We start from the raw sequence: 16,046 nt of genomic DNA on the forward strand, positions 1-16,046 counted from the left end.
GCCGCCACCCGGCTTTTTTCTGCATAAGGGTAGGAGGCCCAAAATGAAAATTAGGAAGTTAACAGGAGCGATGCTGATTGGCCTTACGTTATGCGGTTGTGTAATGCACCGCCAGACACAGCCAGAAGTGGAAGGACGTCTAATCGACAGCGCAGGTAAGCCAGTCCCGGGCGCTAAAATAACATTAGAGAGGGAGCAAACGCTTTCTGACGACAACGGTCGTTTTGCTTTTCAGAGCCAGCATGAGTGGATCTTTTTTCTGCCAATAGGTCCGATGGACTGGATTTATCACACCCCGCTCCAGATAAGCGTCAACGGAAAGGAATATGGTGCAGAAGTAGGCGGCGGTCTCGGTGGGCCACATAAACTGGAAGGGAAAGCGTACAACGTTATTTGCACATTACCTGATCTTCCCGGAGAAGCGAGATGTCAGTCCGGTTTATAAATTAAAACGAGCCCGGCGGAAGACCGGGCTCGTTTTAAGTATTATCCGCCAAACTGATCCGGGTCTGGCCCAAGCCGCATGCCCTTATCCAGCTTCGCAATTTCCCCCAGCTCATCTTTGTCCAGACGGAAATCCCAGACGTCGAAATTCTCGGCGATGCGCGATGGCGTGACCGATTTCGGGATCACCACCAGGCCGTTGTCCAGATGCCAGCGAATGACGATCTGCGCCGGGGTTTTGCCGTATTTATCCGCCAGGTCGCGGATAATTTTCTGATCGAATACCCCTTCACCACCCTGAGCCAGCGGGCTCCAGGATTCGGTCTGAATCTTATGCGTGGCGTTCCAGGCGTGAAGCTGGCGCTGCTGCAACAGCGGGTGCAGCTCGATCTGGTTAATCACAGGCGCGACGCCCGTCTCGTCAATCAGCCGCTGCAGGTGATGAACCTGGAAGTTACAGACGCCGATACTTTTCACCAGCCCCGCTTTTTGCAGTTCAATCATCCCTTTCCAGGCATCAACGTAATGGTCGATGGCCGGAACCGGCCAGTGCATGAGATAAAGGTCGACGAAATCGAGCTGGAGCTTCTCCAGACTCTCCTGCAGGGCCTCACGGGGACGCTTTTGATCGTCATTCCACAGTTTCGTGGTGATGAATAACTCATCGCGGGGGACACCGGCGCTGGCCAGAGCGGTCCCCACGCCGTCCTCGTTTTTGTACGCGGCGGCGGTGTCAATCGACCGGTAGCCGACTTCCAGGGCTTTATGAATGGCGGAGACGACCTCGTCGTTACCGGCTTTCCATACACCTAGCCCCAGTTGGGGCATCACGTTGCCGTCCTGCAGCTTGATTACGGTTTGGTTTGCCATTTTTCCTCCTTCAGGTGCGCATCGCCGGAGGGAGACTCCGGCGATGGGGTGTGCATTAAGTCTGGACGAAATGTCAAAAAACGAAAGTCGGGGGGACAAAAACGCTTAGCGTGCCGCCTCGTAAATACGGCGGCTGACGTCCAGGGTGATGTCGCCGTGCTCGCCCAGATGGGTCATGCCATGCTCTTCGAGTTTCGCCAGCAGGGCTGGGATAGAGCTGCCGTCCAGACCGTAGCCAGACAGACGCGTTGGCACGCCCAGACCTTCAAAGAAGCTGCGGGTCGCTTCGATGGCGGCATCAATACGCGCATCGTCAGAACCCTCGGTGATGTTCCACACGCGCTCAGCGTACTGCAGCAGTTTGGCGCGTTTGGTATCACGTTTTTCATTCCACAGCGCAGGCAGCACAACGGCCAGCGTCTGCGCATGATCCAGACCGTGCATCGCCGTCAGCTCGTGGCCCAGCATGTGGGTCGCCCAGTCCTGCGGCACGCCAGCACCGATCAGGCCATTCAGCGCCTGTGTGGCGGCCCACATCACGTTGGCGCGAACGTCATAGTTTTCCGGCTCTTTCAGCGCTTTCGGACCTTCTTCAATCAGCGTCAGCAGAATGCCTTCCGCAAAACGATCCTGGATTTTGGCATTCACCGGATACGTGACGTACTGCTCAACGGTATGAACAAAGGCATCGACCACGCCGTTCGCGACCTGACGCGCAGGCAGGGTGTAGGTGTAAACCGGGTCCAGGATGGCGAACACGGGCTGAACGTGTTCGTTCATGAAGGCCTGCTTGTCGCCGGTGGTTTTACGGGAGATCACCGCGCCCTTGTTGGATTCAGAACCGGTGGCCGGGAGGGTCAGCACGGAGCCCATCGGGATGGCGCTTTTGATGTCGCTTCCGCGGGTTTCCAGAATGTGCCACGGATCGATGCCGTCAGCATAGTGCGCTGCCGCCGCGATGAATTTGGTGCCGTCCAGCACGGAGCCGCCGCCGACCGCCAGCAGGAAGGTGATGTTTTCTTCGCGGGCGATTTTCACCGCGTTCATCAGCGTTTCGTAGGACGGGTTTGGCTCTATGCCGCCAAACTCACGCACGTCCAGACCGTCCAGCGCGCTGTAAACCTGATCCAGCACGCCGGTTTTTTTCACGCTGCCGCCACCGTAGGTGATCAGCACGCGGGCGTCAGCAGGGATCTGTGCGCGCAGGTCAGCGATAGCGTCTTTACCAAACAGAATGCGGGTTGGGGTGTGAAGATTAAAGTTGTTCATTGCTCGTTCCCTTTAGTGGGTGAAAAACCGTGGTGCGCAGAGGGCGACCTGATGCTGCTCATTGTGGCCGTCCGGGGCTACGCCCTCAATGCACATTCCTGCCGATGTCTTGCCCATTTCTACAGAGCGCTGGAGAAAGCGCGGAAAACAACGCACACTGTCAACGTCGAAAACCGCACCCGGAGTAACGCAAGATGAACCGTGAGGCTATCTGCCAGCAGCTCACTGCGCAGATTAAGAGATTGATAGATAATGAAAATCGTGCCAGCGATCTGCTGCCGGACATTCGCCTGCTCTACGGCACGCAGCCCGGAACGCGCACGCCGGTCATGTACCAGCCGGGCATCGTTTTTCTCTTTTCAGGCCATAAAATTGGCTATATCAACGAGCGCGTGTTCCGCTACGACACCAATGAATATCTGCTGCTGACAGTACCTTTACCCTTCGAATGTGAAACCTTCGCGACAGAGGCGGTTCCGCTGGCGGGGATCCGCGTCAATGTCGACATCCTCCAGCTGCAGGAGCTGCTGATGGAGATTGGCGAAGATGAACTCTTCCAGCCTTCGATGGCCTCAAGCGGGATCAACTCGGCAACGCTGTCGGAAGAGATCCTCTGCGCCATTGAGCGTCTGCTGGACGTCATGGAGAGGCCGCTGGACGCGCGCATACTGGGCAAGCAGATTATCCGAGAAATTCTGTACCACGTGCTGCTGGGCCCGGGCGGCGGCGCGTTACTTGCCCTGGTGAGCCGACAGACCCACTTCAGCCTGATAAGCCGCGTGCTCAAGCGTATCGAAAGCCAGTACACCGAAAACCTCAGCGTCGACCAGCTGGCGGCGGAAGCCAATATGAGCGTCTCGGCGTTTCACCATAACTTTAAATCGGTGACCAGCACTTCGCCGCTGCAGTACCTCAAAACCTACCGGCTGCATAAGGCGCGGATGCTGATGATCCACGACGGCATGAAGGCCAGCGCGGCGGCGATGCGGGTGGGCTATGAAAGTGCGTCGCAGTTCAGTCGGGAGTTTAAGCGCTATTTCGGCGTCACGCCGGGAGAGGATGCGTCACGTATAAGAACGATGCAGGGAGCCTGACGAAAAACGTAGGCCGGGTAAGCGATAGCGCCACCCGGCTTTGTTGAATTATGCGCTGCAGTACTTCTTCTTAATCACTACCGCGATGGTTCCCACCAGACCCGCCACCAGCAGGAACATCGGCAGCACCATCAGGAAGGTCATCACCTGATCTTCGTGGTGTTTCACGAAGGGGATCATATTCAGCGCATAGCCGAATGTCGTCACCACGCCAACCCAAAGCAGGGCGCTCAGCCAGTTGAAGAACTGGAAGCGGCGGTTCGACAAACCGGAAATGCCCGCCATCGTCGGCAGAAGGGTGCGAACGAACGCCAGAAAACGTCCGGCCAGCAGCGCAAGCAGGCCGTGTCGGTCAAACATGCAGGTTGCACGCTGATGGTATTTATGGGGTAACTGCGCCAGCCAGCTTTTGACCACGCGCGTGTTGCCGAGCCAGCGGCCCTGCAGATAGCTCAGCCAGCAGCCCAGGCTGGCTGCGGAAGTGAGGATAACCATCGTGGGCGTAAAGTCCATGACGCCTTTGCCGATCAACGCCCCGGCAAGCAAAAGCAGACTGTCACCGGGTAAAAACGAAGCTGGCAGTAATCCATTTTCCAGAAACAGCGTTGCGAACATCACGAAATAGACGACGCCTATGACGTGAGGATCCGTCAGGGCGGCAAAATCATGTTGCCAGAGCGCCGCGATAATATCTTGAATAACAGCCATGGACTTTCCTGTGGAACAGCAGATATAGCGCTATTGTACTCCCTAATTCGCCCGTCGGGTTTGATCCCGGGCGCAACTCATGCAGACTTTTCTGCTTGCGGTGTCCACAAAAGCGTCCAGAGAGTACATTGTCAGCCAGCACTCTACACGATACGCTCGAACCCTGCTGCTAAATCCGCAATCAGATCGTCAACATTTTCTAAACCGATATGCAGTCGAATCAGGGTACCGCTGAAGTCCACTTCACCACCTGGGCGCAGGGCCGCGATCTGCTCCGGCTGGTTAGCCAGGATCAGGGATTCAAAACCGCCCCAAGAATAGGCCATGCTGAAGAGGCTAAAATTATCCAGATAGCTTGCCAGCTCGTCATTATTCAGCCGTTTTTTCAGCACAAACGAGAACAAACCGCTGCTGCCCGTAAAGTCACGTTGCCAGAATTCATGCCCCTTACTGCCCGGCAGCGCCGGATGGTTTACGCGCTCAACCTGCGGATGCTGCGCCAGCCATTCGGCCACCTTCAGGCTGCTTTCGTGGTGCTGACGCAGGCGAACGCCCAGCGTGCGGATTCCGCGGCTGGTCATGTACGCCGTGTCGGCATCCACCATCTGGCCCATCAGATAGGCGTTTTCACGCAGCTGATCCCAGCAGCGCGCGTTGGAAACCGCAGTACCAATCATGCCGTCAGAGTGGCCAATCAGGTATTTCGTCGCCGCCTGGATGGAAATATCAATGTCGAATTCCAGCGCTTTGAACAGCACGCCTGCCGCCCAGGTGTTGTCGATCATAATGATCGCCTCTGGCGCTTTGCTGCGCACGGCCTTGACGATAGCCGGCACGTCGTGAACTTCCATGGTGAGAGACCCCGGCGATTCCAGGAACACAATGCGCGTGTTTGGCTGAATAAGTTCGGCAATACCTTCACCAATCAGCGGGTCGAACCAGCCGGTCGTCACGCCGAGCTTGCTGAGGATTTTGGTACAGAAGTCCTGGCTGGGTTCATAGGCGGTGTTGGTCATCAGGATATGGTCGCCCTGTTCCACAAACGCCAGAATGGTGTTGGCGACCGCCGCCGCGCCGCACGGGAACAGCGCGCAGCCTGCGCCGCCTTCCAGCTCGCACATCGCTTCCTGTAAAGAAAAATGGGTTAGCGTGCCGCGACGGCCATAAAACAGCCCACCTTTTGCGCGGTTGCGCGTGGCGTTTTTTTTCTCCTCAACGGTGTCAAACACCAGCGAGGAGGCGCGTTGAATCACGCTGTTGACCGATCCCTGAGTATATTTTTTGCTGCGTCCTGCCTGTACCAGCGTGGTATCAAGATGCTTCGTTGTCATGTTCGCTAACCCTGTTTTTATACGTCTGGACGTCCAGACTACCACGATTGGAAAAAACTGCACCCGCAGGCTTATCGAATAAGCAGAAAATATTAGCAAAAAAGCGCATAAGAAATTTTTACTGCGTAAGCGCAAGGAAAGTGAACGAAAATTGCGGCACTATGCAAATACTAATGAGAACTACTATCAATTCGACGATGTTTTGATATTATTACGTTCAGATTTTGTGATTTGCGTCCTGGAGATACAGAGTGGGTAATAATTTGATGCAGGCGGATCTCTCCGTTTGGGGCATGTATCAGCATGCTGACATCGTGGTTAAGATTGTGATGATCGGCCTGATTCTGGCGTCCGTTGTCACCTGGGCTATCTTCTTCAGCAAGAGCGCCGAGCTGCTTTCGCAGAAGCGTCGCCTCAAGCGGGAACAGCAGCAGCTGGCTGAAGCTCGCTCTCTGGATCAGGCCTCAGATATGACCTCATCCTTCCACGCGAAAAGCCTGACTGCCCTGCTCGTGAATGAAGCACAGAACGAGCTGGAACTCTCCGCGGGCAGTGAAGATAACGAAGGCATCAAGGAGCGTACCGGTTTCCGTCTGGAGCGTCGCGTGGCGGCGGTTGGCCGACACATGGGGCGCGGCAATGGTTATCTGGCCACCATCGGCGCGATTTCGCCGTTCATCGGTCTTTTCGGTACGGTTTGGGGCATCATGAACAGCTTTATCGGTATCGCGCAGACCCAAACCACCAACCTGGCGGTCGTTGCGCCGGGTATCGCAGAAGCGCTGCTGGCAACGGCGATTGGTCTGGTCGCGGCGATTCCGGCGGTGGTTATCTACAACATCTTCGCGCGGATGATTGGCAGCTACAAAGCCACCCTCGGTGACGTTGCCGCGCAGGTTCTGCTGCTGCAGAGCCGCGATCTCGACCTGAATGCCAGCGCCGTTAAGCCGGTGCACGCGGCGTCCAAACTGCGCGTGGGTTGATATTATGGCGATGCGTCTAAACGAAAATCTGGACGATAACGGCGAAATGCATGAGATCAACGTGACGCCGTTTATCGACGTCATGCTGGTTCTGCTGATCATCTTCATGGTGGCCGCGCCGCTGGCGACGGTGGACGTGAAGGTGAATCTGCCAGCCTCGTCCAGCCAGCCGCAGCCGCGCCCGGAAAAGCCTGTCTATCTGTCCGTGAAGGCCGATAAATCGATGTTCCTCGGGAACGACCCGGTAACGGCCGACTCTGTTATCCCGGCGCTGGATCAGCTTACCGGCGGTAAGAAAGACACCACGGTCTTCTTCCGTGCGGATAAAACCGTGGATTATGAAACCATGATGAAGGTAATGGACACGCTGCATCAGGCGGGTTATCTGAAGATTGGGCTGGTCGGCGAAGAGAAAGCGGCCGCGAAGTGATAAAGAAGCTGGCGAAAGCCGGCTTTTTTTATGCCTGTTGGGTTTATGCGTTTTTATTTTCCGTCGGTGCGGTAGAGGGGGTTGCCAGCGCGTCCTCATCAAGCGCAACGCAGGTGACGTTTGAGGTACGGTACTCGCCGTCTGACAGTTTGCGCGTCAGACGCAGGGTGGCGATCTCTCTGGCAAGCAGATACTGGTAGTTGGCCTCAAGGCGTCCCAGAAGCTTCTCTTTTAGCTCTGGCCGCTGTTCCATAATGGCGTTCATCACGGCACCGTAAATTTCTTCTTTGACCTGCAGCGGATAAATCTCACGGCGATTCTGCCATTTCAGCCGCACCAGCGTCGCCGGGATCGATACCAGGTCCTGTGTAATGCGCGTCATCTCGTCATTTTTTGTGTTTCGCAGCGCGTCGAGATTTTGCTTTAAGATAAATTCATCACTTTTTTTATCATCCAAAGTCAAATAAACGTCGTTATTTTTAACTTCCTTCACGTTAATCCTCCCCCAGGCTATAAAAAATTGGGTTGTTTTTTTCGCGCGTAATTAAGTTAAGCCAAATTTCATTGCCCGCTTCGTTAATTTCTTTGGTTTTTTCGGCCAATATTTGACTTAGTTTCTGGGCATCTATTTCACCTTCGGCCTGCAGATCATTCAGCAGGTGGACAAAGGCTTCAATTTTTATGGCGCGAAATAAGCGGTCTTTTATATGACGATCGTGCTCTTCCAGCAACATATTACGGGATTTGCCGGTACGGGAAACACCAATTAATATATCAGGCTCGAAATCAGAGAGCTTTCTTTTCCCCTGAGTGAAACTGACCTCTTTTTCTGCTTCCGTCGGTTGCTGTTCCACAGGCGTAATGTGGTACTTAGCCGGGACGAGATAGTCGGGCAGCATTTTTAATTTCCTTTAATTTCAACAGGGTGGGGTTGGTAAAGGCGTGAGATTCGTTGACAATATCATGAGGCAAATTTAAAATCAAAAAAAATGGAGCCTACCCATGAACAGCATCTTTTTTACGGTCATCACATTACTATTACTGACCGCTGGTGTGCTTTTATTGATGCAGGAGTTCAATAAAACGAAAGTGTCGAAAGACACCAGTGAACCGCCGCAACCGGAACTCATGACAAAAGAGGAAGGGGAAGACCATTTCTCTGTATTGATGAACTCCGTTACGCCTGTCTGGTACTGGCGGGTGAACCATGAATATATCGACTTTTTACACGCGACAATTAAACGCATGAAAATGTCGGAAATTAATGACACGCCCGGACTGTTTGAAGCACAGCGTCGCTGTAGCGATCTCAATTCAGCCGTGTATAAATATTATGACAATATCAAAAAACGCTGCCTTAACGGCGAGAAGGTCTCTTATTCCGATCTGGACGTATTAAATTTGCGTCAGTGTTTTCGTGAGTTCAGCCTTGAAGCCTACCCGGAGCTGGTGGTGCTGGTCTGGCCGGAATACGCCCGTCCCGAGGTTAACCCCGACAACGTCTGAGTGACCATACTGGTGAGCTATTGCAAACAGTCAGCGCCATTGGGATATACTGGGCGCTGGTTTCTTTTGCAAACAGGACTTTATGGAACGCTTTTTTGAAAATGCCATGTACGCCTCTCGCTGGATACTGGCTCCCGTCTATTTTGGCCTTTCGCTGGCGCTTATCGCGCTGACGATTAAGTTCTTTCAGGAAATCCTGCACGTTCTGCCGAATATCTTTTCCATTGCCGAGGCGGATTTGATTCTGGTTCTGCTGTCGCTGGTGGATATGACCCTGGTGGGCGGGCTGCTGGTAATGGTGATGTTCTCCGGCTACGAGAATTTTGTCTCTCAGCTGGATATCGACGAGCGAAAAGAGAAGCTCAGCTGGTTGGGCAAAATGGATGCCTCGTCGCTGAAGAATAAAGTGGCCGCGTCGATTGTGGCGATCTCTTCTATCCACCTGCTACGCGTGTTTATGGACGCGAAGAACGTGCCGGATAACAAACTGATGTGGTACGTCATTATCCATCTGACGTTTGTGCTGTCTGCGTTTGTGATGGGGTATCTGGATAAGATCAGTAAGAAGTAAAGTACGCCTTACCCCTCACCCTAACCCTCTCCCCAAAGGGGAGAGGGGACTGCTCGGTGCGGCCTTATTTATCAGACGACGCCTGCCACAGGTTCAACTCCCCATCCGCAACATGCTGGTCAATCCGCTTGAGTTCGTCCTCACTGAAGTACACGTTATCCAGCGCCCGAACGTTCTCCTCAATCTGTTCCGGGCGGCTTGCGCCAATCAGCACTGACGTCACGCGCGCGTCTTTCAGCAGCCAGCTCAACGCCATCTGCGCCATGGTCTGACCGCGCGCCTGCGCCATTTCACTCAGCAGACGCAGGCTGTTCAGGTTGGCTTCGGTCAGCATTTTTTCGTTCAGACCGCGGACTTTCTTGCCTTCACGCTGCATGCGTGAATCTTCAGGAATACCGTTCAGGTATTTTCCGGTCAGCAGCCCCTGCGCCAGCGGGGTAAAGGCGATGCACCCGGTACCGTTGGCCGCCAGCGCATCCAGCAAACCGGTCTTATCGACCCAGCGGTTGAGCAGGTTATAGGACGGCTGGTGGATCAGCAGGGGGATCTTCCACTCGCGCAGCAGCTCGGCCATTTTTTGCGTGCGCTCGGTTGAATAGGAGGAAATGCCTACATACAGCGCTTTGCCGCTCTGCACGGCGTGGGCAAGCGCAGAGGCCGTCTCTTCCATCGGCGTGGTTTCATCCACGCGGTGGGAATAGAAAATATCCACGTAGTCGACGCCCAGGCGTTTCAGGCTCTGATCGAGGCTGGCGAGCAGATATTTGCGCGATCCGCCTGAGCCGTATGGCCCGGGCCACATGTCGTAACCCGCCTTGGTGGAGATAACCAGCTCGTCGCGATACGCGGCAAAGTCCTCCCGCAGCAGACGGCCAAAATTCTCTTCCGCGCTGCCTGCTGGCGGGCCGTAGTTGTTGGCAAGGTCGAAATGGGTAATGCCGAGGTCAAAGGCTTTACGCAGCAGCGCCCGCTGGGCATCAAGAGGCTGAATATGGCCGAAGCTATGCCACAGGCCAAGCGACAGCGCGGGCAGGCGAAGGCCGCTTTTGCCACAGTGGCGGTACTGCATATTCTCGTAGCGGTCAGGGGCAGGGTACCAGGACATGATGTCTCCTTTTCTTATCAATGAAATTTTGAAACGGCGTTTTCATTCTGTCCTTATCAAAACACAAATCCCGGGGAGAAGCGATGGCAGAACTCCCTGCCAGCAATTTTCCCCGGGATGCGTCAGACGTTGAGTCCCGCACTGCCCGGTACACGCAGGTCACCGGGCAATCAGACGACAATCAGAAGCTGTAGCTCATCCCCGCCTGTACGCTGGCATCGTTATCCACATCGCCAGTACCGACATAGACGCCGGTGGTCAGGGTGAAGTTATGGGCGATGGTGGCGTTGATACCTGCCCCAAAGATGCCCATGGTGTTGTTGTGACCGGAGGTGTTGTGATAATCCGCCGCCTGAATGTCGGTGTCATCGCTGAACTCTTTCTGGAAGCGCGCGTCGATCCACGGCATCACCTTCACGTTCTTGTTCAAATCGCGAAGGGTGGTGGTGAGCCTCACGCCCGCGCCGCCGTTCCAGGAAGAGACCTGGCTGTCGGCAAAGGTGACTTCGCTGTCAGAGAAGCCGTTCGCTTTGGTCTGATCCCAGCCAAGAGTGGCGTAGGGTTGCAGCAGCGTTTCGCCTGGCAGCAACACGTTCACCCCGGTGCGGGCCTGCGCCAGATACAGACTGCCATCGGTGGAGCCGTGCAGCGCTTCCGTCATGCCGCTGGTATCGCCCGTCACGTTGTTGGCAGACAGCGAGTAACGCATATCGCCGTAGCTGAAGCTGCCGTCAGCAAACAGACCCCAGGTTCGGCCGTTCAGCGCCTGCTGCCAGCCGCCATACAGGCTGTAGTAGTTACCGTAAACGCTGTCTTTGAAGCTATCCGCGCCGTCGCTGGTGTCCTGCACGCGGCTGCGCGTCCACGCCAGCGCGATACCGCCGGTGACGCTGTCGCCGTTGTCCAGATGTGCCGTCCAGTCTACGCCGCCCTGCGCACCCTGAGTGATGCTTTTATAGTCGACGTCGTTGCTGAAATTACCGTTCTGATAAAGGAAATCGCCCCAGACCTGCGCACCGTCCTGCTGTTCTCCCAGCAGGTTTGCCAGATGCACCTGGTTCATGTGGTTGCTGATGTCATCCGCTACCTGATGTCCGGCCTGTTCCGCTGCATCCAGGCCGGCTACCAGCCCCTGAACGTCGCTCGCAAGGTTGCCCTTCTGGCTGTTAAATTCAATATTCCAGCTCTGGCTATTATCTGCAGTCAGCTGAGCCTGAGGCGCGCTGTCGGCCGCAACAATATTCAGACTGTTGTTGTAGTTATAGGCGCCGCTACGGTTCTCCACGGTCTGGTCGCCGTTGGTAAACGTGGCTGCTGCATAATTCTGCGGCGCACTGCTGCCCGACGTGGTGAAGGTCCCCAGGACTATTCCCTGCTGATTTTGCGCTGACGGCGTAATGCTGTTCACCACCACGGCGTTATTGGCGCCGGTAATATTACCGAAATTCACGTAGCTGTCGGTGCTCATGGTAACCAGCGCATTGCTGCCGGTGGTGTTGGCAATCAGGGTTGAACCGTTTTGCAAACTCCAGCTGGTTGCATCGTTAATTTTATCAATGGCAATGCTGTTATCGCTGGTGGTATTTACCGTTTCAAACTGGCTTATTTGTCCGGATATAGAACTGCCCGCATCCATTGACAGGGTATCGCTGCCGTCACCACCGTTAACATTGCCATTGACATGTGAATCATTGGTCAGGACGACCGTATCATCACCTGCACCCGTTGTAATATCACCGTTGACGGTCGCGTTGTTCTGCAGCGTAATTGTGCTATTGCCCGTACTCTGGCTGGTATTTATCTCGCCATTCACGGTGCTGTTATCCACCAGAACGGAATTTGCGGCGTTACCATCGACGGTCACATTGCCATTTACCACGCTGTTATTGGTCAATGAAATCAGCGTGGTGCCGTTTTCGTTAAAGGCCCCAATGTCGCCGGTGACCGTACTGTTATCCAGCGCCAGCGAATCAGCCTTCGTTCCGTACATCGCGATGGCGACATCGCCAAAGGCATCCAGGTTGATGTCGCTGAAGGGCTTGTATCCGCTCAGTTTTACCGCCAGCGTGTCGATGTTCTGCGCGATTTCGCTCTGAGAGGCATCCACGGAAGCGTTAGTCAGCGTAATATTGGTATCAGAATTATCGCTACCCGCGTAAATACCGCCTTTATCCATCGTGCTGTTGCTGATGGCAATATTTTGTGCACCGGCTCCCGCACTGAGAATACTGCCGTGCAGTATGCTGCCGTCCTCAACGTTGACGGTGTGGTAACCTTTATCCATGGGGTCGAGATAAATGGCGGAACCCATCATATAGGCTTTCTTGCCCTCGTAGCTTCCGGCGTCATTTTCGCCATTCAGCGTGGCGTCATCGATGGTCACCGTCGTATTGGTGGTTGCACCGGTATTGCCCACTTCGATCATATCGACGGTGGCGCCGTTATTCACCGTAATATTAGCCGTCCCCCCGTTGCTGCCCTGAATATAATGGCCGGACATGTCGGTACCAGAAACGGTTAATGACTGGGTATCCCCTGATTCACGGCTTCCATCCATAAAGATATTATTTGCGGTGGTGTCGGCCATAATGGCATTAGTCACGCCGGGATCTTCATAGAAACTATTATCTACATATTTCGTTAAGCCGCAGGTCTGCGATGTCACGCCCGGCTGGCAGGGCGTAGCGGGTGTTACGTTAGCCTGGGCGCCAAATGACGTTAAAGCCACTAATACACATTGCGAAAGCAATGTACGATTCATTAATTTGCGCATTTGAAGTTCTCTGGATGAGTCGAAAATTGTCCGGCTCTTTTTAAATGAATTTATTTAAAATAAGAACTTCCTCAGCAGGTAAGGATGTAATGAAATCTAAAAAAATATCCTGCACAATAATTAGTGTTTAAATAATTAAATCTGATTAATAAATTTAATTTAATTCATGAGCTAAATGCTTTGGAATGATTTGCATACAAATTAAAGGGTTTCTTGACCGGTTGTGCGGTTCTTTGACCGTCTCATTCATCAGGGTATTCATCCTTTCGGGTTGTGAGGTTAATTAACTGTTTGTCTGTTTTACATTTCGACGGCTGCTGAAATATGAAAACATGTATTGAGCAGTCAGATTTTCCCCGCAGTGATTATCCTTTTCCGGCGAACGTCAGGGTAGCGAAGATTTTTATAAAATTACGCGCGAAATAGTATAACTTCGTCAGTTTCTGCCGATAACGAGGGTAAGACTCGCCTCTGGGCGAATTCACCCTCACGGCAAGGAAGACTTATGAATATGCTCCGTAATTTCACGATCCGTTTCGTCATGCTGGCGATTCTCGGGATCTTTTGTTTAATGTGGGCGGGTGTTGGGCTGTACAGCACCTGGTCTCTGTCTCGCGTTTCAGATGGCAACGAGGTGGACCGCCAGCTGGTCAAGCAGATGACGGTGCTCAGCCAGGGCAACGATCAGTATTTCCGCTTTGTGACCCGTCTGAGCCGCGCAATGGAAGTCAAAGCCGCAGGCGGCACGCCGGATCTGGCCTCTGCCCAGCAGGCGCTGGATAACATGGGCAAGAAGCTGGCCGAGATGAAGGCGATCTCCCCAGGCCCAATGGATCCCCAGGTCTCTTCCCGGGTGATCGGTGCCTGGCAGGCGCTGCTCGAACAGGGCGTGACGCCGCAAATGCAGCAGGCGAAACTGGGCGCGCTGGACGGCTATCGTCAGCAGGCCAATAACGTCACACCAACGCTGAGCCGCGCGTTCGGCGCGGCGGCTGAAGAGTTCAACAATGCTGCCGCGAAGTCGCTCGACAGCACCCGCGTGGTGGTGGACGGCCTGACCAGCATGACCCGTACGGTGATTATCGTCGCCACGATCGTCGGTCTGCTGATCCTGCTCTTCACCGACCGTTACCTGGTCGCGATGCTGGTCAAACCGCTGGACCGCATTCGCCAGCAGTTCCGCCAGATTGCTCAGGGCGATCTCAGCCAGCCCATTGAGCCGTTCGGCCGCAACTGCGTGGGACAGCTGGTGCCGCTGCTGAGCGCCATGCAGGACAGCCTGCGCGAGGCGGTCAGCACGATCCGCTCCGGCAGTGAAAATATCTGGCGCGGGGCGACGGAGATTTCCAGCGGTAACAACGATCTCTCCTCCCGTACCGAAGAGCAGGCGGCGGCGCTGGAAGAGACGGCAGCCAGCATGGAACAGCTGACCGCTACGGTGAAACTGAACGCGGAGAGCGCCCGTCAGGCAAGCCAGCTGGCCGATGTGGCCTCAACCACCGCCAGCCGCGGCGGTTCGCTGGTGGAAGAGGTGGTAAGCACCATGAGCGGTATTTCGGAAAGCTCGAAGAAAATTGCTGAAATCACCAACGTCATTAACAGCATTGCCTTCCAGACCAATATTCTGGCACTTAACGCGGCGGTTGAAGCAGCACGCGCGGGCGAACAGGGGCGCGGCTTCGCCGTCGTCGCGGGCGAAGTCCGCAACCTGGCAAGCCGCAGCGCCAACGCGGCGAAAGAGATTGAGGGGCTGATTACCGATTCCGTTTCCCGCGTCGAGCAGGGTGCAAAGCTGGTAAGCGACACGGGTACGACCATGGATGCGATTTTGCGGGACGTGACGGAAGTGACGACCATTATGAAGCAAATCGCCTCTGCCTCTGAGGAGCAGAGTAAGGGCATTTCGCAGGTCGGTATCGCCATTACCCAGATGGACGGCGTCACCCAGCAAAACGCCTCGCTGGTGGAGGAGGTTTCCGCGGCGGCTTCGGCGCTGGAGCGTCAGACCGAAGATCTTCAGCGCTCGGTGCAGAAGTTCCGCCTGACGGCATAACGCAACGTTGTAAGGCCGCCTTGAGCGGCCTTACATTATTAACGCCTTCCCCATTCCGCGTGCTCTGAAACTGCTATTCTTTTGCTAACCCCTGACGTTCTGGACTCTCTTCTACGAGGTGTTGCTATGAACAGATCGTTATCTTTTATCCCTGTCTTTTCTCTCATTTTTCTGACGCTTTTCTCGGTTTCCACCAGTGCGACCCAGCAGGCGCAGGCGCGGCGCGTGGCGCGTGATGTCAGGCAGGAAACCCGCGACGCGTCACGGCAGGTGAAACAGACCTGCGTGGCGAACAATAACCAGAGTAATCACGACTGCCGCCAGGATAAACGTCAGATGAAACAGGCCGGGCGGCAAAAAGCGCGGGATATTAAGTATTAACATAACAGGCGAGGCGGCATGCAAGCGTATTTCTTGCCGCCTTTTTAAAAAAACGTAAGTCAATATTTTTTAAATATTAAATTATTCGCTTGTAACAATATATTTGGCATTTTCTGCACATTCCAGAACATGAAAATTAATATTGTCTTAAGAATTCGCCGACATAATGAATTATCTACTTGAAGCCGGAAATAATTCAATTTATGAAAAACCGTATTATTTTATTTGCTGCCCTGGCAGGTTTTGCCGTGGTCAATACAGCGATGGCCCAGAGCGTCACGGTCGATGTTCCTGCCGGGTATAAGGTCGTGATTGTTCCGCAGTCAGCCACGGTTCCTGAGGCGGTAAGCGTTGCGCCTGCACCTGTACAAACAACGTATGCCGCCCCTGCTCCGGTCTATCATCCGCGTGCACGCCATTTGGCGAGCGTGGCGGAAGGAATGGTGATTGAGCATCAGTATGACGATCACCATTGATGCGATTTTGCGTAACGTGTCAGTAATTCCGCCTTACGGCAGAACGCGCTAA

17 protein-coding genes are annotated in these 16,046 nt (G+C 54.4%); 9 read left to right on the forward strand and 8 right to left on the reverse strand.

What is annotated here, in order from left to right:
* The first annotated feature begins 43 nt into the window (after nucleotides 1–43).
* On the forward strand, nucleotides 44–445 hold the full coding sequence (locus tag ACOTXT_RS07945; protein ID WP_025912494.1) for a carboxypeptidase-like regulatory domain-containing protein: 402 nt from the start codon (nucleotides 44–46) through the stop codon (nucleotides 443–445).
* 41 nt (nucleotides 446–486) lie between these two features.
* Here the strand turns inward: ACOTXT_RS07945 and dkgA are convergent, their stop codons facing one another.
* On the reverse strand, nucleotides 487–1,314 hold the full coding sequence (dkgA, locus tag ACOTXT_RS07950) for a 2,5-didehydrogluconate reductase DkgA (RefSeq protein WP_055322131.1): 828 nt from the start codon (nucleotides 1,312–1,314) through the stop codon (nucleotides 487–489).
* Between the two features lie 105 nt (nucleotides 1,315–1,419).
* A complete protein-coding gene (gene yqhD, locus ACOTXT_RS07955; protein ID WP_008502995.1) occupies nucleotides 1,420–2,583 on the reverse strand; it encodes an alcohol dehydrogenase in 1,164 nt (387 codons plus the stop codon).
* Nucleotides 2,584–2,777: 194 nt separating this feature from the next.
* On the opposite strand from yqhD, the gene ACOTXT_RS07960 reads away from it, so the two are divergent.
* Entirely contained in the window at nucleotides 2,778–3,677 is a 900-nt protein-coding gene (locus tag ACOTXT_RS07960) for an AraC family transcriptional regulator (RefSeq protein ID WP_008502996.1), read from the forward strand.
* 48 nt (nucleotides 3,678–3,725) lie between these two features.
* Here ACOTXT_RS07960 and yghB read toward each other — a convergent pair whose 3' ends face one another.
* Nucleotides 3,726–4,385 (reverse strand): DedA family general envelope maintenance protein YghB, encoded by a 660-nt coding sequence (gene yghB, locus ACOTXT_RS07965; RefSeq protein ID WP_333165459.1) that lies wholly within the window; start codon nucleotides 4,383–4,385, stop codon nucleotides 3,726–3,728.
* Nucleotides 4,386–4,528: 143 nt separating this feature from the next.
* The gene (metC, locus tag ACOTXT_RS07970; protein ID WP_023344922.1) at nucleotides 4,529–5,716 is read right to left on the reverse strand and encodes a cystathionine beta-lyase; all 1,188 of its coding nucleotides are present in this window, start codon (nucleotides 5,714–5,716) and stop codon (nucleotides 4,529–4,531) included.
* Between the two features lie 251 nt (nucleotides 5,717–5,967).
* Between metC and exbB the strand changes: the two genes are divergently transcribed.
* Entirely contained in the window at nucleotides 5,968–6,699 is a 732-nt protein-coding gene (gene exbB, locus ACOTXT_RS07975; RefSeq protein ID WP_045409516.1) for a tol-pal system-associated acyl-CoA thioesterase, read from the forward strand.
* A gap of 4 nt (nucleotides 6,700–6,703) precedes the next feature.
* Nucleotides 6,704–7,129 carry a TonB system transport protein ExbD gene (gene exbD, locus ACOTXT_RS07980; protein WP_008499809.1) on the forward strand — a complete coding sequence of 142 codons (426 nt, stop codon included), beginning with the start codon at nucleotides 6,704–6,706 and terminating at the stop codon, nucleotides 7,127–7,129.
* A gap of 43 nt (nucleotides 7,130–7,172) precedes the next feature.
* On the opposite strand, the gene ACOTXT_RS07985 is transcribed toward exbD, so the two are convergent.
* Together ACOTXT_RS07985 and ACOTXT_RS07990 are read right to left on the reverse strand one after the other, a co-directional pair.
* A complete protein-coding gene (locus ACOTXT_RS07985) occupies nucleotides 7,173–7,622 on the reverse strand; it encodes a hypothetical protein (protein WP_023294557.1) in 450 nt (149 codons plus the stop codon).
* Between the two features lies 1 nt (nucleotide 7,623).
* Nucleotides 7,624–8,028, reverse strand: a complete 405-nt coding sequence (locus ACOTXT_RS07990; protein ID WP_008499807.1) for a hypothetical protein — start codon at nucleotides 8,026–8,028, stop codon at nucleotides 7,624–7,626.
* A gap of 103 nt (nucleotides 8,029–8,131) precedes the next feature.
* Here ACOTXT_RS07990 and ACOTXT_RS07995 point away from each other — a divergent pair, with 103 nt between their 5' ends.
* Nucleotides 8,132–8,635, forward strand: coding sequence for an ESA_00282 family adhesion-associated protein (locus tag ACOTXT_RS07995; protein WP_008499806.1), 504 nt, complete (start codon nucleotides 8,132–8,134; stop codon nucleotides 8,633–8,635).
* A gap of 82 nt (nucleotides 8,636–8,717) precedes the next feature.
* Nucleotides 8,718–9,206: a TIGR00645 family protein gene (locus tag ACOTXT_RS08000; RefSeq protein WP_008499805.1), complete on the forward strand. Its 489-nt coding sequence runs from the start codon at nucleotides 8,718–8,720 to the stop codon at nucleotides 9,204–9,206.
* A 64-nt stretch (nucleotides 9,207–9,270) separates the two neighbouring features.
* Here ACOTXT_RS08000 and ACOTXT_RS08005 read toward each other — a convergent pair whose 3' ends face one another.
* Both ACOTXT_RS08005 and ACOTXT_RS08010 read right to left on the reverse strand, forming a co-directional pair.
* On the reverse strand, nucleotides 9,271–10,311 hold the full coding sequence (locus ACOTXT_RS08005; protein WP_023326069.1) for an aldo/keto reductase: 1,041 nt from the start codon (nucleotides 10,309–10,311) through the stop codon (nucleotides 9,271–9,273).
* A gap of 181 nt (nucleotides 10,312–10,492) precedes the next feature.
* Nucleotides 10,493–13,039: an autotransporter domain-containing protein gene (locus tag ACOTXT_RS08010; protein WP_421625300.1), complete on the reverse strand. Its 2,547-nt coding sequence runs from the start codon at nucleotides 13,037–13,039 to the stop codon at nucleotides 10,493–10,495.
* A 550-nt stretch (nucleotides 13,040–13,589) separates the two neighbouring features.
* Between ACOTXT_RS08010 and ACOTXT_RS08015 the strand changes: the two genes are divergently transcribed.
* The 3 genes from ACOTXT_RS08015 (at nucleotide 13,590) to ACOTXT_RS08025 (ending at nucleotide 15,994) form a co-directional block, all read left to right on the forward strand.
* The gene (locus tag ACOTXT_RS08015; protein ID WP_023326068.1) at nucleotides 13,590–15,137 is read left to right on the forward strand and encodes a methyl-accepting chemotaxis protein; all 1,548 of its coding nucleotides are present in this window, start codon (nucleotides 13,590–13,592) and stop codon (nucleotides 15,135–15,137) included.
* A 126-nt stretch (nucleotides 15,138–15,263) separates the two neighbouring features.
* Complete coding sequence (locus tag ACOTXT_RS08020) at nucleotides 15,264–15,518, forward strand: hypothetical protein (RefSeq protein ID WP_021242110.1); 255 nt, start codon at nucleotides 15,264–15,266, stop codon at nucleotides 15,516–15,518.
* A gap of 203 nt (nucleotides 15,519–15,721) precedes the next feature.
* Nucleotides 15,722–15,994 carry a hypothetical protein gene (locus ACOTXT_RS08025; RefSeq protein WP_021242109.1) on the forward strand — a complete coding sequence of 91 codons (273 nt, stop codon included), beginning with the start codon at nucleotides 15,722–15,724 and terminating at the stop codon, nucleotides 15,992–15,994.
* Nucleotides 15,995–16,046: the final 52 nt, after the last annotated feature.

The sequence above is a fragment of the Enterobacter cloacae complex sp. IR5422 genome, assembly GCF_049238165.1.
Taxonomy (GTDB): Bacteria; Pseudomonadota; Gammaproteobacteria; order Enterobacterales; family Enterobacteriaceae; genus Enterobacter; species Enterobacter roggenkampii.

Bases quoted from the DNA above. Each gene is read 5' to 3' on its own strand.
- ACOTXT_RS07945 (WP_025912494.1), top strand. From the start codon at position 44: ATGAAAATTAGGAAGTTAACAGGAGCGATGCTGATTGGCCTTACGTTA.
- dkgA (WP_055322131.1), bottom strand. From the start codon at position 1,314: ATGGCAAACCAAACCGTAATCAAGCTGCAGGACGGCAACGTGATGCCC.
- yqhD (WP_008502995.1), bottom strand. From the start codon at position 2,583: ATGAACAACTTTAATCTTCACACCCCAACCCGCATTCTGTTTGGTAAA.
- ACOTXT_RS07960 (WP_008502996.1), top strand. From the start codon at position 2,778: ATGAACCGTGAGGCTATCTGCCAGCAGCTCACTGCGCAGATTAAGAGA.
- yghB (WP_333165459.1), bottom strand. From the start codon at position 4,385: ATGGCTGTTATTCAAGATATTATCGCGGCGCTCTGGCAACATGATTTT.
- metC (WP_023344922.1), bottom strand. From the start codon at position 5,716: ATGACAACGAAGCATCTTGATACCACGCTGGTACAGGCAGGACGCAGC.
- exbD (WP_008499809.1), top strand. From the start codon at position 6,704: ATGGCGATGCGTCTAAACGAAAATCTGGACGATAACGGCGAAATGCAT.
- ACOTXT_RS07990 (WP_008499807.1), bottom strand. From the start codon at position 8,028: ATGCTGCCCGACTATCTCGTCCCGGCTAAGTACCACATTACGCCTGTG.
- ACOTXT_RS07995 (WP_008499806.1), top strand. From the start codon at position 8,132: ATGAACAGCATCTTTTTTACGGTCATCACATTACTATTACTGACCGCT.
- ACOTXT_RS08000 (WP_008499805.1), top strand. From the start codon at position 8,718: ATGGAACGCTTTTTTGAAAATGCCATGTACGCCTCTCGCTGGATACTG.
- ACOTXT_RS08005 (WP_023326069.1), bottom strand. From the start codon at position 10,311: ATGTCCTGGTACCCTGCCCCTGACCGCTACGAGAATATGCAGTACCGC.
- ACOTXT_RS08015 (WP_023326068.1), top strand. From the start codon at position 13,590: ATGAATATGCTCCGTAATTTCACGATCCGTTTCGTCATGCTGGCGATT.
- ACOTXT_RS08020 (WP_021242110.1), top strand. From the start codon at position 15,264: ATGAACAGATCGTTATCTTTTATCCCTGTCTTTTCTCTCATTTTTCTG.
- ACOTXT_RS08025 (WP_021242109.1), top strand. From the start codon at position 15,722: ATGAAAAACCGTATTATTTTATTTGCTGCCCTGGCAGGTTTTGCCGTG.